The sequence below is a fragment of the Streptomyces himastatinicus ATCC 53653 genome, assembly GCF_000158915.1.
In the GTDB taxonomy this organism is placed as follows: domain Bacteria; phylum Actinomycetota; class Actinomycetes; order Streptomycetales; family Streptomycetaceae; genus Streptomyces; species Streptomyces himastatinicus.
Map to the genome: position 1 here is coordinate 798,252 of NZ_GG657754.1, position 13,753 is coordinate 812,004.

At 68.6% G+C, this 13,753-nt stretch carries 15 protein-coding genes; 11 read left to right on the plus strand and 4 right to left on the minus strand.

The genetic code is table 11. The features are described 5' to 3' along the window. Nucleotides 1-85: 85 nt before the first annotated feature. Complete coding sequence (locus SSOG_RS02655; protein WP_039936391.1) at nt 86-1,702, minus strand: site-specific integrase; 1,617 nt, start codon at nt 1,700-1,702, stop codon at nt 86-88. 49 nt (nt 1,703-1,751) lie between these two features. On the opposite strand from SSOG_RS02655, the gene SSOG_RS02660 reads away from it, so the two are divergent. From SSOG_RS02660 to SSOG_RS52160, 7 genes are all read left to right on the plus strand, one after another. Continuing rightward, nucleotides 1,752-2,075 carry an NUDIX domain-containing protein gene (locus tag SSOG_RS02660; protein WP_009712662.1) on the plus strand — a complete coding sequence of 108 codons (324 nt, stop codon included), beginning with the start codon at nt 1,752-1,754 and terminating at the stop codon, nt 2,073-2,075. A gap of 481 nt (nt 2,076-2,556) precedes the next feature. Next, nucleotides 2,557-3,732, plus strand: a complete 1,176-nt coding sequence (locus tag SSOG_RS02665; protein ID WP_039936392.1) for a protein-L-isoaspartate O-methyltransferase family protein — start codon at nt 2,557-2,559, stop codon at nt 3,730-3,732. After that, a complete protein-coding gene (locus SSOG_RS57860) occupies nt 3,729-4,001 on the plus strand; it encodes a hypothetical protein (RefSeq protein ID WP_009712664.1) in 273 nt (90 codons plus the stop codon). Before SSOG_RS02665 ends, SSOG_RS57860 begins: the two co-directional genes overlap by 4 nt. Nucleotides 4,002-4,218: 217 nt before the next feature. Further along, complete coding sequence (locus SSOG_RS55545; protein ID WP_245606204.1) at nt 4,219-4,479, plus strand: hypothetical protein; 261 nt, start codon at nt 4,219-4,221, stop codon at nt 4,477-4,479. Continuing rightward, entirely contained in the window at nt 4,464-5,303 is an 840-nt protein-coding gene (locus tag SSOG_RS02675) for a site-specific integrase (protein ID WP_245606205.1), read from the plus strand. The genes SSOG_RS55545 and SSOG_RS02675 overlap by 16 nt, the downstream gene beginning before the upstream one ends. Next, nucleotides 5,300-5,635: a helix-turn-helix domain-containing protein gene (locus tag SSOG_RS48085; RefSeq protein ID WP_009712666.1), complete on the plus strand. Its 336-nt coding sequence runs from the start codon at nt 5,300-5,302 to the stop codon at nt 5,633-5,635. The genes SSOG_RS02675 and SSOG_RS48085 overlap by 4 nt, the downstream gene beginning before the upstream one ends. 1 nt (nt 5,636) lies before the next feature. After that, nucleotides 5,637-7,919 (plus strand): hypothetical protein, encoded by a 2,283-nt coding sequence (locus tag SSOG_RS52160; RefSeq protein ID WP_154685883.1) that lies wholly within the window; start codon nt 5,637-5,639, stop codon nt 7,917-7,919. Nucleotides 7,920-7,987: 68 nt separating this feature from the next. Here SSOG_RS52160 and SSOG_RS02690 read toward each other — a convergent pair whose 3' ends face one another. From SSOG_RS02690 to SSOG_RS02700, 3 genes are read right to left on the minus strand one after another with little or no spacing between them, the layout of a single operon-like run. Continuing rightward, complete coding sequence (locus SSOG_RS02690; protein WP_009712668.1) at nt 7,988-8,782, minus strand: MerR family transcriptional regulator; 795 nt, start codon at nt 8,780-8,782, stop codon at nt 7,988-7,990. Nucleotides 8,783-8,797: 15 nt separating this feature from the next. Continuing rightward, nucleotides 8,798-9,559 carry an ABC transporter permease gene (locus SSOG_RS02695; protein ID WP_009712669.1) on the minus strand — a complete coding sequence of 254 codons (762 nt, stop codon included), beginning with the start codon at nt 9,557-9,559 and terminating at the stop codon, nt 8,798-8,800. Further along, nucleotides 9,556-10,365 (minus strand): ABC transporter ATP-binding protein, encoded by an 810-nt coding sequence (locus SSOG_RS02700; RefSeq protein ID WP_009712670.1) that lies wholly within the window; start codon nt 10,363-10,365, stop codon nt 9,556-9,558. Before SSOG_RS02700 ends, SSOG_RS02695 begins: the two co-directional genes overlap by 4 nt. 225 nt (nt 10,366-10,590) lie before the next feature. On the opposite strand from SSOG_RS02700, the gene SSOG_RS48090 reads away from it, so the two are divergent. The 4 genes from SSOG_RS48090 to SSOG_RS02720 all read left to right on the plus strand — a co-directional run. Then, the gene (locus tag SSOG_RS48090) at nt 10,591-10,854 is read left to right on the plus strand and encodes an NUDIX hydrolase (protein WP_245606206.1); all 264 of its coding nucleotides are present in this window, start codon (nt 10,591-10,593) and stop codon (nt 10,852-10,854) included. Between the two features lie 118 nt (nt 10,855-10,972). Further along, nucleotides 10,973-12,316 carry an MFS transporter gene (locus SSOG_RS02710; protein ID WP_050799744.1) on the plus strand — a complete coding sequence of 448 codons (1,344 nt, stop codon included), beginning with the start codon at nt 10,973-10,975 and terminating at the stop codon, nt 12,314-12,316. A gap of 30 nt (nt 12,317-12,346) precedes the next feature. Further along, a complete protein-coding gene (locus SSOG_RS02715) occupies nt 12,347-13,018 on the plus strand; it encodes a response regulator transcription factor (protein ID WP_009712672.1) in 672 nt (223 codons plus the stop codon). Further along, nucleotides 13,009-13,753 (plus strand): HAMP domain-containing protein (locus tag SSOG_RS02720; protein WP_039936398.1); only part of this gene is annotated, 745 nt, incomplete at its 3' end. The genes SSOG_RS02715 and SSOG_RS02720, both read left to right, overlap by 10 nt.

A 13,753-nucleotide genomic window follows, 5' to 3' on the forward strand; every position in this document is an offset into this window, starting at 1 on the left:
CGACACCCGCCGTCCGGCAGTCGCTCCGGAGGCTGCCAGCCGGGCGGCGGCTGGGAGGCACGCCGGCCGCCTCGCCCCCGCCCGCTCACCGGGCACCCGCTGGACCGGCCGCCGCGGCGACGGGCATGATCGTGGAACCGCCGTGCCGAGCGAAGATACGCACCAGTGCGTCGACGCCGGCCTGCTCGTCGTCATCGAGCAGCGACATCAGGTAGGACAACTGCAGGCCCTTAAAGGGTTCCAGATAATGGTCCCGGGTGGTGGAAGGGTGCTTATGACCGAGCAAGATCGACAACTGTAGCCAGATATCACCGAGCTGATCGCGGAAGTCCTCGATCTCCTCCGGGGTAAAGCCCTCCAATCGCCGCTCTTCCAGCAGAGACAGAATGGAGAACCACTTCAGGGCGAAAGAATGCCGGCACATGTGGGCGGTCGCCCACAGCGGGCATCCGTGGCGAATCTCTTCGCGCTCCTCCGCGGACAGGCGTCCGTCTGGGTCGACACGACGCACCCATGCCTCCGCGATGCGCTTGTTCGCATCGTCGAAGGTGTCCTCCCAGCTGTGGGCCTTCTTCGGCATGCCATTCACTGACAGCCACAGGGCGAGCGGCTCCAGCCCACTGGGCGTCCGGCGAAATAGCATGCGGCGCTCATCCGGCGACAGCACGTCCAGCGCCAGCGCCGCCGTCCCGCCGCTCCCCTCGACGATGAGCTCCCGCGTCCTGGGGTTGTGGCCGGTGACGATCCGCACACCGCGCAGCCGGTCGTACCGGCCCTTCCTCTGGGCTCGGCGGATCACCTCCGCCCGTGATCCCTCCAGCGGATCCGCGTATCCTTCCACCGCCTGCAGCACACGCCTGGGGATCCAGTACTTGCGGCCTTCCTCGCCTCCCTTGGCGCACTTCGCCGCCAGCCACGCCTCGCCCATCCGCTCTGTGCCCGAAGCGGGAAGTTCGACGTCCAGGACGCTGGCCCACTCCCGAACGCGCAGGCCCGTACCGTAGAGGCCGTCGACGAAGGCGCAGTCCCGGTCCTCGTTGAACCCGTGCCAGCCCGCCCGGCGCAGACCATCGAAGTCGAACCCGCGCAGACCGATGTTCCGCCACTGCTCCAACGCGGACCGCAGCAGCCACTTCACCTGGCGACGCCTGGAGCCCGCCGGGCGCAGGGGATCACGGCGCTGGTGCGCGTATCCCGCTCCGGGCCTCCACCCTGCGTCAGTCGAGTCATCCGCCTGAACGGTCGGGACTGGGTTGAAGATCCCGTAGCGCGAACTCGCCCAGCGGTAGAAGGAGTTCAGGGCGGCTCGATCGGTATCGAACGAAGTCGGCCGGATTCGTTCATCGTTGCGCAGATCTGTGATTCGCCAGTCCTTGAACGCTTCGACATCGCGTACGCTCGCGCAGTCCCACGAGGTGCCGATGACATCCAGGAAGTCCAACCACACGATCAGCGAGTACGCGTACCGGCGCCAGGTGCCCGGCTCGGAGGACGCCATGCGTCCCGTTCGGAAGAAAAGGTTGATACGCGGGTCTGACCGGCCCGACGGAGAGACGATGACGGGGGTGCCATGGCGTGCTCCATTGCGGGCTGCGCGAGCGAGCAGATCACCGAATCTCAGGAGGTCGGGATCATCGGCGCGTGGGGGCGGCGGCACGGTGAAGTCATAGAAGTCCACACTCCAGCGCTCCAGCACACTCACGAGCCCCTCCCGAGACACCCTGAACCGACAACTCAGAGGAGCCTAGAGAATGGCCGGGCACTGCGAGCGGGAAGAGGCGATCAGCTGTCTGGTGCGGGAGGCCAAGGAAGAGGCCGGGCTGATCATCGAGCCCAGCGCGGCCGAGCTGGTGCACCTCGTTCACCTCGTCGACTCGCCGGGCGCCCGCCCGCGGATCCAACTCGTCTTCCAGGCTCACTCCTGGTCAGGCGCCCCAGAGATTCGGGAGCCCGAGCGGTGCGTGGAGTGGCGGTGGTGGAGGCCGCAGGATCTCCCGGCCGAGGTCGTGCCGTACACCCGCCAGGCGATCGACGGCATTCTCGGCGGGCGCCCCTATTCCGCAATGGGGTGGTGAGCGCTGTGGCGCTTCAGCAACTGCAACCGCAACCGCAACCGGGCAGCGCTTCCTGGCCTGAAGGCTTCCTCGCGTACCGGGCCGGCCGCGGGTGTCCGATGTGCGGCAACGACTGGCGGTCCGACGACATCGGGTGGGGGGTGTTGCTGCACCGTGGTGAGGTGTCCCAGACCTATCTCTGGCGTTCTGGGCAAGTCCGGGGCGCATCTGGTGCCGCGCCGCGAGGCGGCCCAGGACCCGGCGCCGGGTGGGCCAGTGCCCTTTGTTCTGCTCGATCACGGCGCCAAGACGAGGTTGTGCTTCAGCGCGATGCCACAGCCCTGCGACGGATTCTGGAGGGAACGTCATGAGCGGCACGCGCAGTGCAGCAGCTAGCAGCCCGGGTACGGCTGGTCTCCGCAGTGAAGCGGGCTCGCTTCCGCCAGGTGAAGCCGGGCATGCCGAGCGCCCGGCGCTGGATCCAGCCGCCGCGCGGGCGGCGATGGTCGCCCAGCTGGAGGAGCAAGGAGTGCTGGGGCCGGGTCTTGTCCGCGACGCCCTGATGGTGCTGCCCCGCGAGGTGCTGATGCCGCAGGCGTACGTACGGCGCAGCGCCCCCGGAGAGAAGCCGCCGCGGTGGGACCTGTTGGACTGGGCCGCGCCGCAGGACCGTCCTGAGCTGCTGGAGGTGCTGTACGGCGGGGACAGTGTGCTCGTTCAGCATGACGGGGAGCCGCTCCTCGGCCGGGCGCGCGGGTCCCGGTCAGGGGCGTCGATCACGTCGATGTCCACCGTGATGAGCGTGACCGCCGCGTTGCTGGAGGAGCTGGATCTGCGTCCCGGTCAGCGGGTGCTGGACGTGGGCACCGGTGTGGGGGTGACCGCCGCGGTGGCCTGCCAGGTCTGCGGTGACCAGGGAGTGGTCACCCTCGACCGGGACCGGCACCTCACCGACGCGGCAGCGGTACGGCTGGCCGACCTCGGCTTCCGGCCGCAGGTGGTGTGCGGGTCGGGCGAAGTGGGGCTTCCGGGGCGGGTGTTCGACCGGATCTTCGTTTCGTTCACGGCGGAGCGCGTGCCAGTAGCCCTCGTCGAGCAGCTCGCCCCTGGAGGCAAGCTGCTCGTACACGTGACGACCGCGTCACCATCGTGGCCCGCCCTCGCCGTCGTCGAGCGAACCGCCGACGTGCAGCTCCAAGCGGGGCTGCGGGCCGTGGAATTTGCCCACCGGGCCGGGTACGGCATGGAGCGGATCTTCCTCGACGAGAAGTTCCGGCAGCGCATCGCCACCGCGCCGGGCACGCGGACGCACCGGAGCACGCTGGCCCCGCCTGCGGACACCGATCGGGGCCTGTGGCTGGCGGCCGACCATCTCCTCGGCGGCGGCCTGGTACGGGACTTCGGCGCCGAGCATCTGGTGATCGGAGCGCCCGGCTGCGGGTCGTGGCTGCGCGTGGAGCCGGTGGCCCACCGGGTCTGGACGGTCATCACCCACGGACCGCGCGACATCTGGCAGGAGATCCAGGCTCTCGCCGGGCGGTGGCGGGCAGCAGGCTCTCCCGACCGTTATCACCTTTCCCTTGATCCGGACGGTGGGCAGCGGGCCGCATCGCAATGCGGCCGCCTGTCCTGGGAGCTTCCCGTCCTCCGCCCGACCGATGAGGGAGCCGCCTCGTGACCAATCCCGACGTACCCCTTCCGAGCCCCTCTCCGGAGCAGGCGCCCGTGTCCGCGGCCTCGGCCACCGACGCGGTCGGGCCGCCGGATGCCTTCGGGCGACCGCCGGTCCGCGCGGCCAGCGTGGTGGAGAAGGGGCGTCCGACTCCGCAGGCGGTGTTCGGCGCGTGTGCGGTCGTCACCGACGCCGCCAACCGCGTGCTGCTCGGGCGTTCCACGCGTGGCGTGTGGGAGCTAACTGGAGTACGGGCGGGTTCCCTGAAGGGCTGATCGGCGCGTCGTTCCATTTCAGCTGGCAGGAGGCTCGATGGGCTCGATTAGCGGCCTCTCCGGATGTTGGGCCGTTCTCCTGAATTTCAGGACTCACTGCAGTAATTTCAACGTCTATGGCAGATCCCGGGACGCGCGTGCTCTCCCTCGTACCGCCTCCCAGCGAACCGTCGGCCGCAGAGGTGAGTCGCTGGGAGGCGAGCCGGGGCTGAGCGATGTGCTGTTGCTGCAGCGCCGGTACGCAGGCGGGGCGGACGAGGAAGACGAGCAGCTGTTCTTCATGGACGCGCTGGTCGAGTACCAGTGGGCGCGAGATGTGGCGGGCCTGGCGTCTTCCACCCTGGACGGGCTGACGAAGCCAGTGATCGAGGTGTGCGACCACTACGGTGTCGTACCGTGGCGGCTGACGCCGCGCCACGTCGACGGCTACTTCGCCGGGGTCGGCAAACGCCAGGCCCGACGGTGCGATCGAAGCTGAACCGGATCGACCACTTCTTCGCATTCCTGGAGCAGCGCTACGCGCACGAGATCTTCCAGCGGTTCGGGGCGGCGGTCGAGTCGCCGGTCGATCCGTTCAACCGACACGCACACCGCGGTGACTTCGGCCTGCGAGTGCCACCGTCGGCCCGGGCGGTCAACGAGTTCTTCGCCGGTTGGCGGCGGGAGCTGGCGCACGCCCGCAAGGAGGCGGTGGCGTGCAGGGACTACGTGATGGCGAAGTTGATCTACATCTCCGGGGTACGGGCTTCGGAGCTGTGCCAGATGCGCATGAAGGACCTCCACTGGGAGGCCGGCGACTTCGGGCGGTTCCTCGTCCAGGGCAAAGGAGCCCGAGGGTCGGGGCCGCGACAGCGCGAGGCGTTCCTGTTCGCCGAGGGGCGTGAGTTGCTGTGGTGGTACGTGGAGGAAGTCCGCGGGTTGTTCTCGGACGACCCGGAGCACCCTGAGTCGCCGGTGTGGCCCTCGGAGCGCCTGGCACGAGATCTTGGGGGCATGCCGAATCCTGTCGGCCCGGCGGTGACGACGTCGACGCTACGGAAGGCGCTGGCGAGAGCCTCGGAGGCTCACCTGGCAGGTCCGGTCGAGCGGATCTTTCCTCATCTGCTTCGGCATGCTTGTGCCACACACCGTTACGAGGCGGGGATGTCGCTGTGGGAGGTGCAGAAGTTGCTCGGTCATGACTGGACGACGACCACGGTTCGGTACATTTTGTCCGCTCAGAGCGATCCAGAGATGGCCAGCCGACGTTCGTCGGCTCGGGCCGCACAGCGACTGCGCGTGGACACGGGGGGTCTGTCGTGAAGTGGAACCTGCGGTGGGCGGCGGCCAACCGAGGCATCTGGAGGCCCAGTGATCTGATGCCCGTGTTCAAAGAAGTCGGCTTCAATCCGTCGGTGTCGAAGGTCTCCGCGCTCTGGTCGGGCACACCGGTAACGGTGCGGTTGGATGACCTGGACCTGATCTGCGCTGCTCTTCAGTGCACGGTCGCCGATCTGCTCGTCGCCGAACCTGTAGCCGGGGAAACGCCGGTGGCCCAGGACGAGGGGCTCGCGACGGCTGCGGGTGAGTCGCCCAGGCCGGTTCCGCGCCGGTCCACCGGGGCGGGGCGGCCCAGGTCGCTCCCACCGAATTGAGGTGACCCCAAGACGAAAGCGCCTGCCCTCGCTGGGGCAGTGCGCCGGCTGCCTCGGCTGGGGGCTGCGGGTCCAGTCACCGTTCTGCTCCCCCTGCCACCAGTGGCGCTCCAAACGGAACCACCCGGAGGGCCAGTGCAGACGGTGCAAGCGGCTGTGGCGCATCAACGACGAAGGCTTCTGCCGGGCGTGTGTCGTAGCTGTCACCGAGTACGACGCGGCCTGGTACTTCGAACCCGCACAGGCCGCAGAGCAGCCGACATGGACCCAGCTCGCGTTCTGTCTGCCCGCTTCCGTCCGTCGGCCTGCCCTGCCCACCGGTACCTACCGCCTGCAGACTGACGGCCGCTACCACGCACCTGGCTGGGCACGCGCCCAGCGCCCCGCCCTCGTCGTGGACGACAAGCGGATCTGTCCGCAGGCAGTGCGTGGACAGGTGGCCCTGTTCCCTGCGCCGTACCGGCTGTTGGAGCGTCACGCCATCGCGATCCGCGGCCGACTCCAGGGCGATCTGACTCGACTCAAACCACTGGTTGATGAAGTACAGGCCGAGCACCGCCTGGGGCGCAGCTGGCGCGTCAGTGCCATGGACGCGATGGCCCTTGCGCTGGCCGCCCGCGACGCAGCAGGCCAGGACCTGGTCGACGCCGTCATCCTTGACGCCCTGCCTCACCAACCTGCCGGAGTCACCAGGGTCCTGAACAAGGCCGGCCTGCTTGCCTCGGACCTGGACCACGCGGTGGCTGTCCTGCCGCACTCCCAGCGGCCCCGCTCCCAACCTCAGCCACGAAGCTGCGATCACTGCCTTTCGTGGGGCCGAAACCAGGTATGCGACGCCTGTAGACACTGGCGGCGCAAATACGCTGACCAGCGGGGACGTTGCGGACGATGTGGCGCCGGGCCGCTTCCCCTGCAGAACGGACGGTGCCGCGACTGCACTCGACAACGCCTTCAACTGGGTCCTGACACCGATACCGGTACCTGGCGACAACTACGGTTTGCCGGACCATCCTTGGCAGGTGGCAGCGCGACCCGTCGCGACCTCCTCGCGGATCGCCCGGGGGTCAGTCCGCCAGTCGTACTTACTGGCCAGGCGACGATCTTCGAGGTCGAGCGGGACTGGCGCCCGCTGGCCGGAGCCCTGCTGCCAGCCCCGCTACCTCCGGTGAAGGCCCTGCTGGCGGACTTCGCCCGGTACACCACCGAGAATCGCTGGAACCAGCAGGTCCACGAGCCCATGGCTCGGGTTCTACGAGTGGCCGCCACCTGGCTGGGTGCCGACACCGTCTTCCGCGAGGATGAGCTCCGGGCGCTGCACCGCGTGTTCGGCGGCAAGGGTCGCATTCGCGGGCTTGTCGCCTTCCTGGACCAACGCGAACAGCTCGTCCCCTCGCCCCCGCGGCGCAACCGCGACGAGGCATTCGTCCAGCGCACCATCGCCGCCTTCCCTCCACGAATCAGCGACGAACTCGGCACGTGGGTCGGGGTTTTGCGCGGTGTCAGCAGGTCCCACCACCGCGTCACCGACTACGCCACCATGCGCCGCTACCTCATCTACCTGGCCACACCACTTGCTGACTGGACCACCCGCTACACCACCTTGCGTCAGGTGACGGAGGCTGACATCACGGCCACTGTCACCGCGGTCAAAGGCCCACGCGCCCACGAGCGCGCTGTGGCGGTCCGGTCGCTCTTTCGAGCTCTGAAACACGCCACCGTCTTCCTCGACCCCACTCGCGGCCTCCGCATCACCCGTCAGGAACTGTTGCCCACCACCCTGGCCCCCGGCCGGCCGGCCGGGCTCTTGGAGACCAGCTCCAACCCGGCTACCCGTCTGGTTCTCGCCTTGGTCGCCCTCCACGCAACAAGCGGCACCGACCTGCGCAACCTCGTCCTCTCCGATGTGCTGCTTACCCGACGGCAACTTTTGATCCGCCGCCCCCACGGCCGTCACGTCGTCCACCTCGACGACACCACAGCTGACCTGCTGCACGCCTGGCTCCGCTACCGTCACCGGCGTTGGCCACGCACCGTCAACTCACACCTCCTCGTCACTCAACAGACCGTCAGCGCGACCGATCCTGTCTGCGCGGACTACGTCTACAGGCGCTTCGATCCCGCCGGTCTGACTCTGCGCGCTGTTCGCGCCGACAGAATCCTGGACGAGGCCCGCGAGTCCGAAGATCCCGTCCACCTCGTCCGTGTCTTCGGAATCTCCATCACCACTGCCATGAAGTACATCCACGCTGCCCACCCCCACCGCGCCGGCCCTGTTCCTCACTGAGGCAGACGGCCGCCCCCGGGAAGCACGTGCACCCCCAAACAGCGTCACTCCAGGACCCTGAGCTGCCTTCACGATGGCGGCAGCTCAGTTTTGAGTCTCTCGGCAGGCACTCGCTCGATGCGGGTCCAGCCCCTCCAGCCCCGCTCCTCCAGAATCGCCAACAGCCGCGCGGCGTGCGGTGAGGACTCGACCATGGTTGAGTCCAGCAGGTCGACAAACTGATCGTCGATGCCGTCATCGGCATCGACCTCGCCGGCCTCCACAGCGCGAACCATCAAGCGCTCCATGATGTCGGCGACCTCGACGATCCGCGGATCGTCGGCCGGCCAGTCGAGTGCCCCGCTGAGAAGGCTGTAGAGCTTCACCATCTCGGGGTCGTCCAGCTCCTCGTGCTTCTTGGCGATCACGGAGTCGATCGAATGCGGCACCTGGGCGGCGATCATGATCCAGGCGTCCCGCTCCATCTCGATGTACCGCTCCTCAACGCCGAGACCGCGCAGCCGGTCGAGGTAGTCCACAACGCTCTGCGGGAGCGCCAGGTGCTCTCCGGCGGCGAGCCTGGCGAGTCGGCTGCGAGTGTTCTGCAGCCGCCGGATCTCGGCATGCAGGGCCTTGTCGATCTCCTGGACGCCGCCGGCGAACACCTCCGGGCCGGCGTCGAGGAGCTCCTGCACCCGGGCCAGCGGGACGCCGGCGTCTGCGAGGGTGCGGATCCGGATCAGTCGCACGACCGCGACGGCGTCGTAGATCCGGTATCCGGACCGGTCGCGCTCGGGCTCCGGCAGCAACCCGATCCGGTGGTAGTGGCGTACCGCCCGCACCGTCACCCCGGCGTACGCCGCAAGCTGGCTGATGGTGAGCATGGGTCTCAGACTGCCTCAGGCGATCTTCCGGCGATAGGCGGCCATCGCGAAGATGTACGCCACGACGAGGATGCCGACGCACCACGCGAGGGCGGTCCAGATGTCGTCACCGACCGGCTGCTGGGCGAACAGGTTGCGGATCGTGTTGACGATCGACGTCACCGGCTGATGTTCGGCGAACCAGCGCACCGGGCCGGGCATCGTCTTTGTGGGCACGAAGGCCGAACTGACGAACGGCAGGAAGATGAGAGGGTAGGCGAACGCGCCCGCTCCCTCGACCGACGACGCAGAGAGCCCGGGAATCACGGCGAGCCAGGTCAACGCCAGGGTGAACAAGAACAGGATGCCGGCGACCGCGAGCCATGCCGACACTCCTGCCCCGGAGCGGAAGCCCATGAGCACAGCGACGCCCACGACGAGCACGAGAGCGATCAGGTTGGCGACCAGAGAGGTGACGACATGGGCCCACAGCACACCCGACCGAGCGATCGGCATGGACTGGAATCGCTCGAAGATCCCGCTCTTCACATCGGTGAACAGCCGGTACGCGGTGTAGGAGATGCCTGAGGCGATGGTCATGAGCAGGATGCCGGGCAGCATGTAGTTCACATACGAAACCGACCCGGTATCGATGGCGCCGCCGAACACGTAGACGAACATCAGCATCATGGCGACCGGCGTGATGGCGGTCGTGATGATGGTGTCCATGCTGCGTGTGACATGGCGCAGGGTCCGCCCCGTGAGCGCGACAGTGTCGTTGAAGAAGTACGCGTTCATCCTCGTCCCCCAGTTGTCGTGCCAGTGACTTCGCTCTTGTCGATGCCCCCGATGACTGCGAGGAAGATCTCCTCGAGAGTCGGCTGCTTCTCGACGTACTCGACCTTGGCGGGCGGGAAGAGCTGCTTAAGCTCGGCGAGGGTGCCGTTCACGATGATCCGCCCCTGGTGGAGGATCGCGATCCGGTCGGCCAATTGCTCGGCCTCTTCCAGGTACTGCGTGGTGAGCAGCACCGTCGTTCCGTGGCCGGCGAGCTCCTTGACCGCATGCCACACCTCGATGCGCGCCTCGGGGTCGAGTCCGGCCGTCGGCTCGTCCAGGAAGATCACCGGCGAATTCCCGATGAGGCTCATCGCGATGTCCAGTCGGCGGCGCATCCCACCCGAGTACGTGGACACTCGCCGTGCGCCCGCCTCGCTCAGCGAGAAACGCCTGAGCAGGTCATCCGCGATCGCGCCCGGGTCCTTGAGGTGGCGCAGCCTGGCGACGAGGGCGAGGTTCTCCCGACCGCTGAGGATCTCGTCGACGGCCGCGAACTGTCCGGTGAGACTGATGGACTCCCGCACGTCCGCCGGGTGCGTGGCGACGTCGAAGCCATTGACGCTCGCCGTCCCCGCGTCGGCTTTCAGAAGTGTGGCGAGGATCCTCACGGTCGTGGTCTTGCCCGCCCCGTTGGAACCGAGCAGGGCAAAGATGCTGCCCGGCGCCACGTCGAAGTCCACACCGCGCAGCACTTCGAGCTTCCCGTACGACTTCTTGAGACCTTGCACGCGAATCGCCGGACCGGCGATCGATTGGGCTGTCATGGTCATCTGCCTCCTTCGTGGAGCTGTTCCAGGCGACTGCGCGGAAGCTCCTCCGGAAGGATGGAGGGTTGACCCAGCGTCAAGGTCAAGCCCGCTCCGACCACGGCATCCAGATCGCCGGTCAGTCAGACACATCGCAGCGATGACGAACCGCTTCCCCCGAGCTCATTCGGCCGCGAACCCTCCATACTCATAGACTTCGGTGAACCACTCACGCGTGGGTTCGTGCGACTCCCCGGCCAGAAATCAGCGAACCCGCCTGCTTCGCCCGGCGGTCGGATCGAGACCGGCGAGTCGGCCCAGGCCGCGGCCGTACGGGAACTGGCCGAGGAGACTGGTCTGAAAGCCAGCCTCGACGACGCGCACCTGCTGACGATGCTCCACGACGACCGCGCCGATGACGGAGCGCGTTCGCACCTCCTGAGACTCGCCCAAGAGTCTCGAGCCCCTGCCGGTCTCCTGGAGAGAGAAAACCGCCGACTGTGTTAACCGGACGTTAGCTCTCGGTCCGGAGTCTGTACGCCGCCCCCTGTCCGCACCGACGCTGCGTTGCGCGACGACCGCCTCAACGAGCGGCCGCCGCATACCGCTCGTATCAGGAGGCCCAGTGAGCGACACCGGCTCAGCACCACACCCCCGTACCCCCTGGCGAGCCGTGCTCGGCGGCTCGATCGGCAATCTCGTCGAATGGTTCGACTGGTTCGTCTACGCCAGCTTCGCCACCTACTTCGCGGGTGCCTTCTTCCCCAAGGGCAATGACACCGCGCAACTCCTCAACACCGCGGGCATCTTCGCCGTGGGATTCTTCATGCGCCCGATCGGCGGCTGGCTGCTGGGCCGGTACGCCGACCGGCGGGGCCGCAAGGCCGCGCTCACCCTCACCGTGACGCTGATGTCGGCCAGCGCGCTGCTCATCGCCATCGCGCCGACGTATGACCAGGTGGGCTACTTCGGCGCGTTCATCCTGCTGGTAGCCCGGCTGCTCCAGGGGCTTTCGGTCGGCGGCGAGTACGCGGCCAGCGCCACCTATCTCACCGAGGCGTCCCAGCCCGGCCGCCGTGGCTTCGTCTCCAGCTTCCAGTACGTCTCCATGACCATGGGCCAGCTCATCGGCCTCGGACTGCTGATCGTGCTCCAGCGCACCATGTCCGACGGCGAGTTGCACTCCTACGGCTGGCGCATCCCGTTCATCGTGGGCGCGGTGGCCGCCGCGGTGGTCTTCTGGCTGCGGCGCAATCTGCTGGAGACCGAGGCGTACACCGAGGAGGAGGGCACCGGCGGGGGGACGGCCGAGCGCGGGACCCTTCGCCAGCTGCTGAATCACCGCAAGGAAGCGTTGCTGGTCATCGCGCTGACCATGGGCGGCACGGTCGCGTACTACACGTACACCACCTATCTCACCAAATACCTGTCGAACACCGCCGGGCTGAGCAAGTCCGACGCGTCGCTGGTGAGCTTCTGCGCGCTGTTCCTGTTCATGCTGATCCAGCCGGCGGCCGGATCGCTGTCGGACCGGATCGGCCGGCGGCCGCTGCTGATCACCTTCGGGTTCGGCTCGATGCTCGGCACCGTGCCCATCATGACCGCGCTCGCGAACACCGACACCTTCCTCGGCGCGCTGGTGCTCTCGCTCGCGGCGCTGGTCATCATCACCGGCTACACCTCCATCAACGCGGTGGTGAAGGCCGAGCTGTTCCCCACCCATGTCCGGGCGCTCGGGGTGGCCCTGCCGTACGCGCTGGCCAACGCGCTGTTCGGCGGTACGGCGGAGTATGTGGCGCTGTGGTTCAAGAAGGCCGGCGCGGAATCCGGTTTCTACTGGTATGTCTCCGGCTGCGCCGCTGTCTCGCTCATCGTCTACCTCACCATGCGCGAGACCCGGGACACCGCCCTCACCAGGGAAGCGGCCGAGAAGGAAGCCGCCGACAGCCTGCGGAAGACCGCTGTCTGAGCCCTCGGTGCGCCCCTTACTCTGAAGCCCATGCACGTACTCCTGGTCGAAGACGACGACCGGCTGGCGGCCGCGCTGACCTCGGCGCTCGACCGGCTGGGGCACCAGGTCGTCCGCGCCGGGCGCGCCGACGACGCGCTCCGGCTCAAGGACGGCGCCGATTTCGTCCTGCTCGACCTGGGGCTGCCCGACATGGACGGGCTGGAGGCGCTGCGCAGGCTGCGCCGCGCCTCCGCCGTCCCGGTCATCGTGGTCACCGCCCGGGCCGCCGAGCGGGACGTGCTGCGGTCCTTGCGCGGCGGCGCCGACGACTATCTGGTCAAGCCGTTCCGTACGGCCGAGCTGATCGCGCGCATGGAGGCCGTCGTACGGCGCGGCACCCGGCCGCTCACGGCGGCGGGCCCGGTGGTCGCGGTCGGCGGCGTACGCATCGACCTGGCCACCCGGCAGCTGGAGGTGGACGGCCACCCCGTCGCCCTCACCCGCCGGGAGTTCGACGTGCTGGCGCTGCTCGCCCGCGAACCCGGTGTCGTCCGCAGCCGGGAGGAGATCCTGGACGCGATCTGGGGCGATCTGCTGCTGTCGGCGTCCCGCTCCCTGGACGTCCACATCGCCGGAATCCGTTCCAAGACCGGCCGTCCGGAGCTGGTGGAGACGCTGCGCGGCACCGGATACCGGCTGGGAACCGGCGGATGCACCTGAGGATCCTGACGGTCTACACCGTGCTCATCGCCTGCCTGGTGGCCGCGCTCGCGGTGCCCTTCGCCCGCTCGTACTCCTCGCACCGGACCGGGCAGCTGCTGCTGGAGCGGCGCGCGGACGCGACCCGCCTGGCCGAACTCGCCGATCAGGCGATCCGTGACGGGTACACCACCGGGCTCGTCCAGGAGGTCTCCCGCTACCACCGGCTGTACGGCACCGCGGTGGAGATCCGGGGCCGGGACGGCGAGCGGGTGGCGGGCGGCGGGGCCTGGGAGCGCGAGCCCGCCGAGCGGGCGCTGTCCGGCCGTACCACCGGAAGCCTGCCCCTGGTCACCCCGTTCGGCCCGGGGTCGGTGGTGATCGCCGAACCGGTCGGCCGGGACGCCCAGGTCTCCGGCGTGGTGCTGATGCGGGTGGCCACGGCCACCGCCCGGCGCGAGGTGGCGTTCGTCTGGGCGGCGGTCGCGGGCGGCTCGCTGATCGCGGTGGCCTGCGCCCTGATCGCCGCGCGCCGCCTCGCGCGGTGGATCCTGCGGCCGGTGACCGAACTCGACCTCACCACCCGGGCGATCGCCGAGGGCCGGATGGACGCCCGGGTACGCGACGGCGGCCACGGGCCCGCCGAGCTGCGGCTGCTGGAACGGCGGTTCAACGCCATGGCCGACGCGGTCTCCACCGCCCTGGAGCGGCAGCGCGCCTTCGTCGCGGACGCCTCGCACGAACTGCGCACCCCGC

Bases quoted from the DNA above. Each gene is read 5' to 3' on its own strand.
- SSOG_RS02660 (WP_009712662.1), top strand. From the start codon at position 1,752: ATGGCCGGGCACTGCGAGCGGGAAGAGGCGATCAGCTGTCTGGTGCGG.
- SSOG_RS02665 (WP_039936392.1), top strand. From the start codon at position 2,557: ATGGTCGCCCAGCTGGAGGAGCAAGGAGTGCTGGGGCCGGGTCTTGTC.
- SSOG_RS02690 (WP_009712668.1), bottom strand. From the start codon at position 8,782: ATGCTCACCATCAGCCAGCTTGCGGCGTACGCCGGGGTGACGGTGCGG.
- SSOG_RS02695 (WP_009712669.1), bottom strand. From the start codon at position 9,559: ATGAACGCGTACTTCTTCAACGACACTGTCGCGCTCACGGGGCGGACC.
- SSOG_RS02700 (WP_009712670.1), bottom strand. From the start codon at position 10,365: ATGACAGCCCAATCGATCGCCGGTCCGGCGATTCGCGTGCAAGGTCTC.
- SSOG_RS02715 (WP_009712672.1), top strand. From the start codon at position 12,347: ATGCACGTACTCCTGGTCGAAGACGACGACCGGCTGGCGGCCGCGCTG.